At 68.6% G+C, this 13,963-nt stretch carries 13 protein-coding genes; 7 read left to right on the forward strand and 6 right to left on the reverse strand.

Annotation, left to right across the window (positions count from 1 at the left end):
- The 5 genes from QOI01_RS02040 to QOI01_RS02060 all read right to left on the reverse strand — a co-directional run.
- On the reverse strand, positions 1 to 168 hold a 168-nt coding region (locus QOI01_RS02040; RefSeq protein ID WP_526378168.1), incomplete at its 3' end, for a LysR family transcriptional regulator.
- 57 nt (positions 169 to 225) lie between these two features.
- Entirely contained in the window at positions 226 to 1,491 is a 1,266-nt protein-coding gene (locus tag QOI01_RS02045; protein WP_526378115.1) for a glucarate dehydratase family protein, read from the reverse strand.
- 28 nt (positions 1,492 to 1,519) lie between these two features.
- Entirely contained in the window at positions 1,520 to 2,452 is a 933-nt protein-coding gene (locus QOI01_RS02050) for a 5-dehydro-4-deoxyglucarate dehydratase (RefSeq protein WP_526378117.1), read from the reverse strand.
- Between the two features lie 31 nt (positions 2,453 to 2,483).
- Entirely contained in the window at positions 2,484 to 4,040 is a 1,557-nt protein-coding gene (locus QOI01_RS02055; RefSeq protein WP_526378170.1) for an aldehyde dehydrogenase (NADP(+)), read from the reverse strand.
- A 134-nt stretch (positions 4,041 to 4,174) separates the two neighbouring features.
- Positions 4,175 to 4,573: a hypothetical protein gene (locus tag QOI01_RS02060; RefSeq protein WP_526378119.1), complete on the reverse strand. Its 399-nt coding sequence runs from the start codon at positions 4,571 to 4,573 to the stop codon at positions 4,175 to 4,177.
- A gap of 168 nt (positions 4,574 to 4,741) precedes the next feature.
- Between QOI01_RS02060 and QOI01_RS02065 the strand changes: the two genes are divergently transcribed.
- The 7 genes from QOI01_RS02065 to QOI01_RS02095 are packed head-to-tail and all read left to right on the forward strand — an operon-like array spanning position 4,742 to position 12,978.
- Positions 4,742 to 8,650 (forward strand): Pls/PosA family non-ribosomal peptide synthetase, encoded by a 3,909-nt coding sequence (locus QOI01_RS02065; protein WP_526378121.1) that lies wholly within the window; start codon positions 4,742 to 4,744, stop codon positions 8,648 to 8,650.
- A complete protein-coding gene (locus tag QOI01_RS02070; RefSeq protein WP_526378123.1) occupies positions 8,647 to 9,966 on the forward strand; it encodes a M1 family metallopeptidase in 1,320 nt (439 codons plus the stop codon). The genes QOI01_RS02065 and QOI01_RS02070 overlap by 4 nt, the downstream gene beginning before the upstream one ends.
- On the forward strand, positions 9,963 to 11,216 hold the full coding sequence (locus QOI01_RS02075; protein ID WP_526378125.1) for a hypothetical protein: 1,254 nt from the start codon (positions 9,963 to 9,965) through the stop codon (positions 11,214 to 11,216). The genes QOI01_RS02070 and QOI01_RS02075 overlap by 4 nt, the downstream gene beginning before the upstream one ends.
- Before the next feature lie 24 nt (positions 11,217 to 11,240).
- The gene (gene ppgS, locus QOI01_RS02080; protein WP_526378127.1) at positions 11,241 to 11,951 is read left to right on the forward strand and encodes a polyprenyl-phospho-N-acetylgalactosaminyl synthase PpgS; all 711 of its coding nucleotides are present in this window, start codon (positions 11,241 to 11,243) and stop codon (positions 11,949 to 11,951) included.
- On the forward strand, positions 11,948 to 12,289 hold the full coding sequence (locus QOI01_RS02085) for a DUF2304 domain-containing protein (protein WP_526378129.1): 342 nt from the start codon (positions 11,948 to 11,950) through the stop codon (positions 12,287 to 12,289). Before ppgS ends, QOI01_RS02085 begins: the two co-directional genes overlap by 4 nt.
- 43 nt (positions 12,290 to 12,332) lie before the next feature.
- Positions 12,333 to 12,581 (forward strand): type II toxin-antitoxin system Phd/YefM family antitoxin, encoded by a 249-nt coding sequence (locus QOI01_RS02090; RefSeq protein WP_526378131.1) that lies wholly within the window; start codon positions 12,333 to 12,335, stop codon positions 12,579 to 12,581.
- A gap of 1 nt (position 12,582) precedes the next feature.
- The gene (locus tag QOI01_RS02095; protein ID WP_526378133.1) at positions 12,583 to 12,978 is read left to right on the forward strand and encodes a type II toxin-antitoxin system VapC family toxin; all 396 of its coding nucleotides are present in this window, start codon (positions 12,583 to 12,585) and stop codon (positions 12,976 to 12,978) included.
- Between the two features lie 12 nt (positions 12,979 to 12,990).
- Here QOI01_RS02095 and QOI01_RS02100 read toward each other — a convergent pair whose 3' ends face one another.
- On the reverse strand, positions 12,991 to 13,926 hold the full coding sequence (locus QOI01_RS02100; RefSeq protein WP_526378135.1) for an NAD-dependent epimerase/dehydratase family protein: 936 nt from the start codon (positions 13,924 to 13,926) through the stop codon (positions 12,991 to 12,993).
- Positions 13,927 to 13,963 lie beyond the last annotated feature (37 nt).

Consider the following 13,963-nt stretch of genomic DNA (forward strand, 5'->3'; position numbering starts at 1 on the left):
GACCGACCGCGTGGTGCGGTCGATCAACTGGACGCCGAGTTCCGCCTCGAGTTGTTGAATCTGCCTGCTCAACGGTGGCTGCGTCATGTGCAGGCGTTCGGCCGCGTGCCCGAAGTGCAGTTCCTCGGCGACGGCTATGAAACAGGACAGCCGGGCGAGCGAGAACACCGATGCACTCCCAGTATCATTCGGCGCCTTCGTTGCGCCGGAGCTGCATCAGTCTAGCTACCAGCGCGGGCTGATCGCCTCGTATTCGGGACGGATGCTCTGCATGTAGCCCGTGTCGTCACGGTTGCGGATGCCGCACCGGACGTACTGCTCGTGCAGCGCGCCGAGTGCGTCATCGTCGATCTCGATGCCCAGCCCCGGCGAGGTCGGCACGGTAACCGCACCGTCGCGGATCTCCAGCACGCCGGCCTTGACGACATCTTCGGTCTTCCACGGCCAGTGCGTGTCGCACGCGTAGCTGAGATTCGGCGTGGCGCCGGCCAGATGCACCATCGCGGCCAGGCTGATGCCGAGATGGGAGTTGGAGTGCATCGACAACCCAAGGCCGAATGTGTCGCAGATGCCTGCCAGCAGGCGCGACCGCTGCAGCCCACCCCAGTAGTGGTGATCCGACAGCACGACGGACACGGAGTCCTTCGCGATCGCCGGAGCCAGGTGGTCGAACGCGACGACACACATGTTGGTGGCCAGCGGCATCGGGGCCTGGGCCGCGACTTCTGCCATCCCGTCCAGATCCGGGGTCGGGTCCTCGAGGTATTCGAGAATGCCCGCCAGCCCGGCGGCCACCTTGACCGATGTCTGAGGCGTCCACGCCGCGTTCGGATCGAGCCGCAACGGATGATGGGGGAACGCCTCGCGCAACGCCTCGACGGCCTTCATCTCCTCATCGGGCGGGAACACTCCACCCTTGAGTTTGATTGCGCTGAAACCATATTCGCCGATCATGCGCTTGGCCTGCGCGACGATGCCCGCCGGATCCAGCGCCTCACCCCATGAATCGGGCTCACCGCCGGGATGCGCCGCCCACTTGTAGAACAGGTAAGCGCTGAACGGCACCGTGTCGCGCACCTTGCCGCCGAGCAGATCGGAGACCGGCCTGCCTGCGGCGTGGCCCTGCACGTCGAGGCAGGCCACCTCGAATGGCGAGAACACCTGATCGACGGCACTCGCCGACGTGATCATGCCCGCGGTGCCCACTGCGGCGTCGTCACCTCGAAGCCGGTCGGCGACGGCGGCGCGAATCTCGTTGAGCCCGAATACGTCCAACCCGACGATCACGTCGGCGGCGGCTTCGAGCCGAGCCAGGTGCCTGGTGTCGGTGTAGGTCTCCCCCAGCCCGACCAGCCCTGCGTCGGTGTCCAGCTGGATGATCGCCCGCAAGGCGAAGGGCTGGTGCACGCCGACGGTGTTGAGCAGCGGCGGGTCGACGAACGCGACCGGCGTGATGCGGGCGCCCGTGATGCGGAACGGGCTGGGCGCCATCAGCGTCCTCTGTTCTTCGCGCAAGCGCTCACTGGTGCACCATCGCGAGCTCGTCGGCGATCACCGCACGCCCGGCAGCGATGATCTGCGCAAGCGTGTCGAGATCCTCCGGCGACGGCATGATCAGCGGCGGTCGAACCGGTCCTGCGTCGATGCCCTCCATGGTGACGCCCGCCTTGATAAGCGACACCGCGTAGCCGGGCACCGTGTCGCGCAGCCGGACCAGGGGGTGGAAGAAATCGCGCAGCAGCGCCGCGACCAGATCGTCATCGCCGCGTTCCAGCCCCTCGTAGAAGGCCAGTGCGAGCTCCGGTGCGAACGCGAAGGCGGCCGACGAGTACAGGGTGACGCCGAGGGCGCGGTACGCCTGCTGCGAGACCTCGGCGGTCGGCAGGCCGTTGAAGAACTGAAAGGGCTTGCCCTCCTGCGCGAGTGCATCGGTTACGGCACGCACGACGCGGGCCACCAGGTCGACGTCGCCGGTACCGTCCTTGAACCCGACGATGTTGGGGAGGTGCGCGACCTCCACCGCGGACGCCTCCGTGTAGCGGGCGTTGCCCCGGTTGTAGACGATGACGGACAGGTCCATGGCACCCGCCACCGCGCGGGTGTAGTCGACCAGTCCTTGCTGCGGCATGGTGACGAGATACGGCGGCAGCAGGAGCAGCCCGTCGGCGCCTGCCTCGGCGGCAGCCCGCGCGAAGATCTTGGCCTGGGCCACCGAGCCGCCCGCGCCTGCGTACACCGGCACCCGGCCGCCCGTCGCCTCGACCGCGGTGCGCACCACGTCCGCGAACTCACCCGTCTCCAGAGCATGGAATTCGCCTGTGCCACAAGCGATGAATACCCCACCGGGGCCTGCGTCGACGCCCTTGGCGACGTGCTCGGAGAGCTTCGACAGATCGACGTCACCGCTCTCGGTGAAGGGGGTTACGGGAAAGAAAAGTACGCCGTCCAGCATGTCGTGACTCCTTGGTCGCAGATTCGTTGGGTCAGTCTTGGGTGAGCTGGCCGTCGATGCGGCGCCACAGACCGTCGGGGTTGCCGTCGGCTATGGCACTGGGCAACAGGGCCTTCGGGACGTCCTGATAAGCCACCGGCCGCAGGAACCGCTCGATCGCGCAGGCCCCGACGGAGGTCGTACGCGAATCCGAGGTCGCGGGTGACGGCCCCCCGTGCACCATTGCGTGGCCGACCTCGACACCCGTCGGCCAACCGTTGAAGAGGATGCGCCCGACCTTGAGTTCCAGCACCGGGAGCAACCCGGCCGCGTCGTCGTAGTCGGATTCGTCGACGTGCAGCGTGGCGGTGAGCTGACCCTCGAGATCGGCTGCCACCGAAGCGACTTCGGCAACGTCGGCGCACCGCACGACCAGGCTGGACGCACCGAACACCTCCGCCTGCAGAGCCTCGGACCGGCGGAAGGTCGTCGCGTCCGTGCTGAACAGCGCGGCGCGGCAGGTCGTCCGCTCGTCGCCCGCGGCACCGCGCACGACGAGGTCGGCATCCTCGTCGAGCGCAGCCACCCCGTCGGCGTAGCTCTCGGCGATGGCGGGCGTCAGCATCGGCGTCGCCCCGGCCTGAACCAAGGCGTCTCTGGCGGAGGCGATGAAGGTGTCCAGTCCTGGGCCGTCCACTGCGATGACCAGGCCGGGGTTCGTGCAGAACTGTCCCGAGCCCATCGTCAGGGAACCGACGAACGCGCGGCCCAGATCGACACCGCGGCTGGCGAGCGCCCCGTCGAACAGGAATACCGGGTTGATGGAACTCATCTCGGCATAGACGGGGATGGGTTCGGGGCGCCCAGTGGCGGCAGCGACCAAAGCCGTTCCTCCGGAACGGGATCCGGTGAAGCCGACCGCCTTGATCCGCGGATCCGTTACCAACGTCGCGCCGAGTCCTCGGCCGGGGATGAACAGCAGCGAGAACGTGCCCGAAGGCAACCCCGACGCGCTGACGGCGGCGGTGACGGCCCGCCCCACGAGCTCGGAGGTCCCCGGGTGGGCGTCGTGTGCCTTGACGACGACGGGGCAGCCCGCGGCGAGCGCCGAGGCGGTGTCACCGCCCGCGACGGAGAAGGCCAGCGGGAAGTTGCTGGCGCCGAACACCGCGACGGGGCCGAGGGGGACGGCACGCTGCCGGATGTCCGGGCGCGGCAACGGCGCTCGTTGCGGTTGGGCCGGATCGATGCGGGCGCCGTTCCAGCTACCCTCGCGCAGCACCTCGGCGAACAGCCTCAGTTGGCCGGTGGTGCGGCCGACCTCGCCTGCGATGCGTTGTGGCGGTAGTCCGGTCTCGGCAGAGGCTCTGGCGACCAGGGCGTCGCGGAGCGCCTCGACGTTGTCGGCGATCCGCTCGAGGAAACGGGCCCGCTGCTCCGAGGTCGTGGCGCGGTACACGTCGAACGCCGCCGCGGCCGCTGCGCACGCAGCGTCCACGTGCGTGGTGTCCCCGTGGCGGTAGGGGGGTTCGAGTGCGGTTCCGGCGACGGGGTCGAAGCCACGGATCTCGGGACCGGTGCCCGCCACGGGATCGCCGGCGATGATCATCTGACCGGTCAGGGTGTCGGTGCCATACTCAGCCGTTTGGGTCACACGGTCAACGCTAGGGCCCAGATCAATACATGTCCAAGACCGATACGGCACCGACTAATGCAACAGTTGGATTAGTCAGAGGGTGGGTGTCAGGCGGACTTCTTGCCCCTCAGCGCCAGCCGCCGCAGGACGTCCTGGCCCAGCCCATGCAGGTCCAGCCCCGGCGCCGCGGAGATCAGCGTCACGCCGTCGGCGACCCCTGCAGCCTCGACGTCGGAGATCAGCCCGGTCAGCCCGTCGACGGTTCCGGCGTAACGCAGGGTTCCGTCGTCGACGGCCGCCATCGAGTCGCGTACGGAGCGGAAGTCCGGCGCCACTGCGACCGTCACGTCGAGAATGACTTGAACCTCACCCCGATCGGACTGAATCCGCGCACGTCCACGCTGAGCGCGCTGCAAGTCGGGCGCCGCCAGCCGGACGGTGGGCCGGTCGCCCGCGGTCAGCTCGCTCCAATTGTCTCCTGCCGTATCCACCACGAATAGCCGCACGCAGGACAGGTTAGGTGCGCGACGGTTCTGCGGCGACGGTTGCGATCAGCCAGAATCCATTGCGATGACATCGGTTCCTGGCAAGGCTCTCGGGACGGCTTTGAATCGTGACCTGGAACCTCGTGCGGCGCTGATGGGTGCGCGCCAAGGGCTTAGTAGTTTGTACTCGTGACAGCGGACGCTCGGCCCGACATCCCCGCGCAGTACCTGTTGTCGGCATCCGCACCCGAACCCCGCACGCTGATCGACGTCCTGCACGCGACCGCGGCACTTCATCCCGACGCTCCGGCACTCGACGACGGCGACGTACAACTGACCTACGCCGAGCTGATGAGCGACATCGACGAGAGCGTGACGTGGCTGGCCGCCCGCGGAATCGGTCGCGGCGACCGCATCGGCATCCGGATGCCGTCGGGCAGCTACGCGCTCTACGTCGCCATCCTCGCGGCGCTCGCCGTCGGCGCCGCGTACGTGCCGGTGGACGCCGACGATCCCCAGGAGCGGGCCGACCTGGTGTTCGGGGAGGCCCAGGTCGTGGCAATCATCACCGAGCAGGGCCTGGTCCGCGGACCCGGCTCGTCGCGTGGGTGGCGCGCCGGAGAACCCCTGAACCGTGACGACGCCTGGATCATCTTCACCTCCGGTTCGACCGGCACTCCCAAGGGCGTCGCCGTCACGCACCGCAACGCCGCCGCCTTCGTCGATGCCGAGGCTCGGATCTTCCTGCAGGACAACCCGATCGGGCCGGGCGACCGGGTGCTGGCGGGGTTGTCCGTCGCGTTCGACGCGTCGTGTGAGGAGATGTGGCTGGCCTGGCGCTACGGGGCCTGCCTGGTGCCCGCCCCGCGCTCGCTGGTGCGCAGCGGGATGGACCTTGGACCGTGGCTGGTAGCCCGCGACATTACGGTGGTCTCCACGGTTCCGACGTTGGCGGCGTTGTGGCCCGCCGAGGCACTCGAGGCGGTGCGGCTGCTGATCTTCGGCGGCGAGGCCTGCCCTCCAGAGCTGGCCGAGCGGCTCGCGGTCGACGGTCGCGAGGTGTGGAACACCTACGGCCCCACCGAGGCGACCGTCGTCGCCTGCCTGGCCCCACTTACTGGAAGGGGGCAGGTCAGCATCGGCCTGCCGTTGGCCGGCTGGGACCTCGCCGTCGTCGACAAGGACGGCAACCCGGTCGCGCTGGGCGAGGTCGGTGAGCTGGTGATCGGTGGCGTCGGTCTGGCCCGCTATCTGGATCCGGAGAAGGACGCCGAGAAGTACGCGCCGATGCCGACATTGGAGTGGTCGCGCGCCTACCGCAGCGGCGACCTGGTCCGTCTGGAGCACGACGGGCTCTACTTCCAGGGCCGCGCCGACGACCAGGTGAAGGTCGGCGGCAGGCGCATCGAGCTCGGCGAGGTCGACTCGGCCCTGGTGAACCTTCCCGGCGTCAGCGGCGGTGCGGCTGCCGTGCGACCCACCAGCAGCGGCACTCCCCTGCTGGTGGGCTATATCGCGAGTGCGGATCCCGAGTTCGACCTGGCGACCGCGCGCGCGAACCTGGCCGAGTCGCTGCCAGCCGCCCTGGTGCCGCGGCTGGTCCTGCTCGACGAGCTGCCGACCAGAACGTCGGGGAAGGTCGACCGTAGCGCGCTGCCGTGGCCGCTGGCAGACGACGACGCAGACAGTCCCGAGCTGGCGGGCACCACGGGCTGGCTGGCAGGGCTGTGGCGCGACGTGCTCGCCGCACCGGTCGGCGGGCCCGAGGAGGACTTCTTCGCTCTCGGCGGTGGCTCACTGTCAGCGGCCCAACTGGTGGCCGCGGTGCGCGCGCGGTACCCGGAGGTCACGGTCGCCGACCTCTACGACCATCCTCGGCTCGGGTCGCTGGCGGGCTATCTCGACGAGCTCGACCCGCCACCGGCCGTCGAGACCCGGGTCGTGAAACCCGTGTCGCGGCTGACCGAGCTGGCGCAGGTCGCCTCGTCGGTTCCGCTGGCCACCCTCACGGCCGCGCAGTGGGTGGTGTGGCTCGCGCTGCTGAACAACGCCGCCGCCCAACTGAGGCTCCTGCCGTGGGCCGTGCCGGTGAACTGGTGGTGGCTGCTGGCCGCGTTCGTCGTCTTCGTCACCCCCATCGGACGCATGACCATCGCCGTACTCGCCGCGCGGATGCTGATCGGCAGCCTGCAGCCGGGCGCCTACCGCCGCGGTGGGTCCGTCCACCTGCGGGTCTGGCTCGCCGAACGCCTCGGCGAGGCCAGCGGCGCCGAAAACCTTGCTGGCGCACCATGGTTGGTCTATTACGCCCGCGCCCTGGGCAACAAGGTCGGCAAGGGGGTGGACCTGCACTCGTCACCCCCGGTCACCGGCATGCTCACCCTGGGCCACCGCTGTTCCATCGAGCCCGAGGTGGACCTCACCGGACACTGGATCGACGGTGACCTCTTCCACGTCGGGGCGATCTCGGTGGGCAACGACGCCACCGTCGGCGCGCGGACGACGCTGCTTCCCGGCGCGGTGATCGGCAAGAACGTCGACGTCGCACCCGGCTCCGGCGTGGTGGGCAAGGTCAAGGCCGGTCAGTACTGGAAGGGCTCGCCCGCGATGAAGTCCGGCAAGGCGCGCCACCCGTGGCCCGACGAGCGGCCGCGGCGCGCCCCGCTCTGGGTCGCGATGTTCGGCGTGACGTCGATACTGCTCGGAGCCGTGCCGCTGTTGGCCCTCGGAACCGGCCTCGCCGTCATCGGGTGGGCCATCGGTGACAGCGTCTCGTTGACCGACGCGATCATCCCGGCCCTGGCCTGGACGCCGGTCGCCACGCTTGTTGCTGTGGTCGTCTACGCGCTGTTGACGGTGCTGGGCGTCCGGGTGCTGGCGCTTGGCCTGCACGAGGGCTATCACCCGGTGCGCAGCAGAGTCGGCTGGCAGCTGTGGGCCACCGAGCGACTGATGGACGCCGCCCGCAACTACCTGTTCCCGATCTACGCGAGTCTGCTGACACCGTCGTGGTTGCGACTGCTAGGCGCGAAGGTCGGCCGTGGCACCGAGATCTCGACGGCGCTGCTGACACCGAAGTTCACGGTCGTCGAGGACGGGGCCTTCCTGGCCGACGACACCATGGTCGCGTCGTACGAACTCGGCGGCGGCTGGATCCACGTCGCGACGGCGACCGTCGGCAAGCGGGCCTTCCTCGGCAACTCCGGCATCACCCAGCCGGGCAGGCGGGTGCCCGACGACGGACTGGTCGCCGTACTCAGCGCGACGCCGCACAAGGCCAAGGCGGGATCCTCCTGGCTGGGCAGCCCGCCGATCCGCCTGCGCAGGCAGCCCACCGCCGCCGACGCGCTGCGCACCTTCCATCCCTCGCGGAGGCTGAAGGTCATGCGTGGCCTCGTCGAGACGTGCCGCCTGCTCCCCATGATCGTCACCTTCGCGATCGGCATCGCCGTCCTGGGCGGGTTGCAGGCGCTGGCAACCGAATTCGGCTGGGTGTGGACGGCACTGGCAGGTGGACTGGTGCTCTTGGCCGCAGGCGCCGTGGCAGGCATCATCGCCGTGATCGCCAAGTGGGTGTGGGTCGGCCGCATCGAGGCGAAAGAACACCCGCTGTGGTCGTCGTTCGTCTGGCGCAACGAGGTCTCGGACACGTTCGTCGAGACCGTTGCGGCACCTTGGTTCGCCAGGGCTGCAAGCGGTACGCCGGTGATGAATCTGTGGCTGCGCGCACTGGGCGCGAAGATCGGTCGCGGCGTCTGGTGCGAGACCTACTGGCTGCCCGAGGCCGACCTCGTCACCGTCGGGGATGGAGCCACGGTGAGCCGCGGCTGCGTCGTGCAGACCCACCTCTTCCATGACCGGATCATGCGACTGGACACCGTCACCCTCGAGGCCGGTGCGACGCTCGGACCGCACTGCGTGGCACTGCCCGCCGCGAAGATCGGCGCTGGCGCCACGGTCGGGCCCGCGTCACTGGTGATGCGGGGCGACGAGGTGCCTGCGTCGTCACGCTGGCAGGGCAACCCGATCGCGCCGTGGGGTCCGAAGCGCAAGAAGCGCGGCGGCTCGGCCCCCAAGTCCAGCAAGAGTGCCGCGTGACAAGGGGATTCAAGAAGTTTCCAGTCATCGACCCCTACCTCCCTTCCAACGGCAACTTCGGCTACCGGGTCTCTCGCTACGAGCTCGACGTCGAGTACAAGGTCAACATCAACCGGCTCGCCGGGTCGGCCACCATCACCGCGGTGACACTGGCGTCACTGAAGACGTTCAGCCTCGACCTGTCGGACGCGCTCAACGTGTCGAAGGTCTCGGTCAACGGCCGTCGGCCCGCGCAGTTCGGCCGCTCCAAGGGCAAGCTGAACGTCACGCTGTCCTCCGCGCTACCCGCGGGCGCGGCGCTGTCGGTCACGGTGCGCTACGCGGGCACCCCGAAACCGATCCGATCCCTCTGGGGCGACGTCGGATTCGAGGAGTTGACCAGCGGAGCCCTGGTCGCCGGTCAGCCCAACGGCGCGGCGTCCTGGTTCCCGTGCGACGACCATCCGAGCAGCAAGGCGAGCTACCGCGTCGCGATCACAACCGAGAACCCCTACTACGCACTGGCGAACGGTGAGCTGAAGTCTCGTCGGACCAGGGCTGCGATGACCACTTGGACCTACGAGCAGCCCGAGCCGACCTCGACGTACCTCATTACGTTGCAGATCGGCCCGTACGGGCAGCATCGACTCGCCAAGTCGCCGGTGCCGATGAATGCGGTTCTGCCGCAACGATTGAAGAAGGACTTCGAGTACGACTTCGGGCGCCAGCCGGAGATGATGAAGCTTTTCGTCAAGCTGTTCGGTCCGTATCCGCTGTCAAACGGATACACCGTCGTGGTGACCGACGACGACCTGGAGATTCCCCTTGAGGCCCAGGGCATCTCGATCTTCGGCGCCAACCATTGCGACGGGGAACGCCGCGCGGAGAGACTGATCGCCCACGAGCTGGCGCACCAGTGGTTCGGCAACTCGGTCACTGCGCGGCGCTGGCGCGACATTTGGCTACACGAGGGCTTCGCCTGCTACGCCGAATGGCTGTGGTCGGAGGACTCGGGCGGTCGCAGTGCCGACGAGCTGGCCCGGCACTACCACCACGAGCTCGCATCGTCATCGCAGAATCTGCTGCTGTCCGACCCAGGGCCTCGCGACATGTTCGACGACCGGGTCTATAAGCGCGGGGCGCTCACCCTGCACGTGTTGCGGGGCACGATCGGCGACCAGAACTTCTTCGAACTGCTGAAGGACTGGACGACGCGACACCGGCACGCCACGGCCGTGACCGACGACTTCACGGGGTTGGCGGCGAACTACGCCGACGAGTCGCTGCGTCCGCTGTGGCAGGCGTGGCTGTATTCGACGGACGTCCCCGACCTGTGACCGACGGCGCGGCGATCGTCCCCTCGCAAGGGCCAGCCACCAGGAGCAGCGTCGTCCGAGTGGGCTCGGCAACCGTCCTCAGCGCGCTGTGCGGATACGCGGTGCTCTATCTCGCGGCCCGCGACCTCGAGCCCGCGGGGTTCTCGGTGTTCGCCGTGTTCTGGGGTGCGTTCGGGCTGTTCGGAGGCACCGCGTTCGGGCTGCTGCAGGAGTCGACGCGCGAGGTCCGCCAAGCGAGGCAACTCGTCAGGGTCGACGAGCCTCGGACCCGCCCGATTTGGGTGGCCGCAGGAGTCGGCGTCGCGGCGGCGGCCGCGATCGCGGGCACGTCGCCGCTGTGGTCCGGCCACGTCTTCGTCGAGGCGCGATGGCTCAGCGTCGTGCTCCTCGCGGTCGGGCTCGCCGGCTTCTGCCTGCACTCCACGCTGCTGGGGATGCTGGCCGGCGTCGACCGCTGGTCGCAGTACGGGTCCCTCATCGTAGGTGATGCGGTGATGCGGGTGACCGTCGCGACGGCGACCTTCGTCATCGGGTGGGGTCTCGTCGGATACCTGTGGGCGACCGTGGCCGGCTCGATCGCATGGTTCGTTCTGCTCCTCGCCTCACCGACGGCACGCACGGCGGCACGGCTGCTCACCCCGGGAACCACGGCCACCTTCCTACGGGGCGCGTCGCACTCCATCGCGGCGGCAGGAGCCAGCGCGATCCTCATCATGGGCTTCCCAGTCCTGCTCAAGGCGACGTCGGCCGACCTCGGCGCAGCAGGCGGTGTCGTGATCCTCGCGGTGACGCTGACCCGCGCGCCACTGCTGGTTCCGCTGACCGCGATGCAGGGCAATCTCATCGCGCACTTCGTCGACCAGCGCGACAGGCGCCTGCGGTCGCTCATCGCACCGGTGGCGGCGCTCGCGGTCCTCGGCGCTGCCGCTGTTCTCGTCGCGGGATTCTTCGGGCCGTGGCTGCTGCGCACCGCGTTCGGGCCCGACTACCTGGCGGGAGGTGCCCTGCTGGCGTGGTTCACCACCGCGGCGGTGGCGATCGCGCTGCTGACGCTGACCGGCGCCGCGACGGTCGCCGCCGCGCTGCACCGCGCGTACGCAGCGGGCTGGATCGGCGCGACGCTTGCCTCGACGCTGGTGTTACTGCTCCCGTGGGAGCTGGAGACCCGCACCATCGTTGCGCTGCTCTGCGGCCCCATGATCGGAATCGCCGTGCACGTAGTCGCTCTCGCACGGGTTCCGGCTCCCTGAGCGTGTACTTTCGACGGCATTGACATGCGAGGAAACGGCTACTCCGCCCGATACGAAGACGTGTGGATCGTCATCCCCGCCTTTCACGAGGCGAGCGTCATCTCCGACGTCGTCTCCGACGTTCGCGCCGTCTTCGACAACGTCGTCTGCGTCGACGACGGCAGCCGCGACGACACCGCCGAAAAGGCCTGGCAGGCCGGCGCCTACGTCGTGCGTCACCCCGTCAACCTGGGACAGGGCGCGGCCATCCAGACCGGCGTCGAGTTCGCCCGCAGCCAGCCCGGCGCCGGGGTGTTCGTCACCTTCGACGCTGACGGCCAGCATCGCGTCCAGGACGTCATCCGGATGATCGACCGGCTCTCCGGCGAGGATCTCGACATCGTCGTCGGCACCCGCTTCGCGGGCACCGTCGCGAAGAACATGCCGCCGCTCAAACGACTGGCGCTGCCCGTGATCGCCAAGCTCAGCCGGACCAGCCGCAAGCTCGGTCTGACCGACGCGCACAACGGGCTGAGGGTGTTCAACCGGACCGTCGCCGACGGACTGAACCTGACCATGAACGGCATGGCACATGCCAGCGAGATCGTCGTGCTGATCATCGAGAACGGTTGGCGGGTCGCCGAAGAACCCGTCGAGATTCTCTACACCGACTACTCGATGTCGAAGGGGCAGCCGTTGGTCAACGGCGTCAACATCATCTTCGACGGCCTGCTTCGAAGGAGGATGCGCCGGTGAACTGGATCCAGGTTCTGCTGATCGTCGCCATCGTCACCCTGCTGGTGTATCTGCTGCGTTCCCGACGCAGCGCCCAATCCAGGGCGTGGGTGAAGGTGGGCTACGTGCTGTTCGTCCTCGCTGCGATCTACGCGATCGTGCGGCCCGACGACACGACGGTCGTGGCGAACTGGCTGGGCGTCGCCCGCGGCACCGATCTCATCGAGTACGCGTTGATCATCGCGTTCCTGTTCACGACGATGAGCACGTACATGCGCTTCAAGGATCTGGAGCTGCGGTACGCGCAGCTGGCCCGAGCGGTGGCGCTGGAGGGCGCGCGCGTACCCGAGGGTAAGTAGCGGCCCGTAGCACGGCGTGACACATCGCGCTACAGTCGATGACGTGTCCAGAACGATCGCGCAGCGCGAGCTGCGCAACGACAATGCCAAGGTCATCGATGCCGTCGCGGCCGGTGAGACCTTCGTCGTCACACGCAATGGCGAGCCGGTCGCCGAACTCCGACCGCTGCGGGCCGGCCGCCGCATGTTCGTCACCCGCGACGAGGTCGCCGCAATGGCCACCGCAGGCGTTCGGATAGACAGGCATCAGTTCCGGGCCGACCTCGACGATGCCGTCGACCAGAGCCTTTGACGTGAGCGCAGGCGTCTTGGACACGTCAGTCGTCATCGACTGGCACGACCCCGTGGTACTGGCCCAGCTACCTGACGAGATGGCGATATCGGCGGTCACCGCCGCCGAGTTGGCAGCCGGGCCTCACCTCGCCACCAGTGCGGCCGAAGCCGCGAAACGTCAAACGCGACTGCAAGAAGTCGAGGCCAAGCTCGATCCACTGCCCTTCGATGCCACGGCTGCCCGAAGCTACGGGCTGATCGTCTCCGCCGTCGTCCGCGAAGGCCGCCGACCCCGCAGCCGGCTCGCCGACCTCTTGATCGCTGCGACCGCGCACGCCAACGGTCTCGACCTGTACACGCGCAACGGCGACGACTTCACAGGACTCGACGGCCTCGTCAACGTGATCGCCATCTGAGGCGTGGCGGGGTCAAGCCTGACGGAAGAACTCGACCGTGCGCGTGACACCGTCGGCGAACCGGACCTTCGGCGCCCACCCGAGGACGCCCCTGGCCCGGCTGCTGTCCAGGCGTGACCGCCGCAGATCACCGAGGCGGGGCGGATGGAACTCGGGCTCGTCCGGCGCCCCGGCCGCCGCCGCGACGGCCGTGTGCAGCTGACGCGTCGAGGTCTCGACACCGGTGCCGACGTTGAAGCGCTGACCGCTGCCCGCCTCGCCGCCGGCCCGCACGAAGGCGTCCACCACGTCGTCGACGAAGACGTAGTCGCGGGTGTCGGAGCCGTCGCCGAAGATCTTGGTCGGCTTCCCCGAGAGCAGCGCCTTGGCGAAGATCGCGACGACGCCCGCCTCGCCATGGGGATCCTGACGCGGCCCGTAGACGTTGGCCGGCGCGATGTGTGAGCAGTCCAGGTCGTACAGGTTTCGGAACATGTTGAGGTACACCTCGCCGCACACCTTGCTGGCCGCATAGGGCGACGACGGATTGACGGGCACGTCCTCGTTCGTCGGATAGACCGGCGGAGTGCCGTAAATCGAGCCGCCCGACGAGGTGTGGACGATCTTGCGGACCCCGGCCTTGCGCGCCGCCTCAGCGAGCCGCACCGTACCGACGACGTTGACGCTGGAGTCGAACTGTGCGTCGTCGACCGAGCGCTTGACCGAGATCTGCGCCGCAAGGTGAAAGATCACCTCGGGCCTGGTGTCGGAGAGCAGCTCCAACAGGTCGGCGTCGACGATGTCCGCCTTGGCGAATTCGTAGCCGTCGTACCGTTCCGCGCCGACGATGTTGGTGCCGTTCCCCGAGCTGAGGTCGTCGACGCCGACGACGGAGTGGCCGTCGGCCAGCAGCCGGTCTACCAGCGTTGATCCGATGAAGCCTGCCGCCCCCGTGACGAGTGTCCGCACCGGGCCACCATACCGAGGCGCGGAACGGGTCCGTAAA

This window comes from Mycobacterium sp., from assembly GCF_032162605.1.
GTDB lineage: Bacteria > Actinomycetota > Actinomycetes > Mycobacteriales > Mycobacteriaceae > Mycobacterium.

What these genes read in the sequence shown, in the direction of transcription:
- QOI01_RS02050 (WP_526378117.1), bottom strand. Translation starts at nt 2,452, where the DNA reads ATGCTGGACGGCGTACTTTTCTTTCCCGTAACCCCCTTCACCGAGAGC.
- QOI01_RS02055 (WP_526378170.1), bottom strand. Translation starts at nt 4,040, where the DNA reads ATGATCATCGCCGGCGATCCCGTGGCGGGCACCGGTCCCGAGATCCGT.
- ppgS (WP_526378127.1), top strand. Translation starts at nt 11,241, where the DNA reads ATGCGAGGAAACGGCTACTCCGCCCGATACGAAGACGTGTGGATCGTC.
- QOI01_RS02045 (WP_526378115.1), bottom strand. Translation starts at nt 1,491, where the DNA reads ATGGCGCCCAGCCCGTTCCGCATCACGGGCGCCCGCATCACGCCGGTC.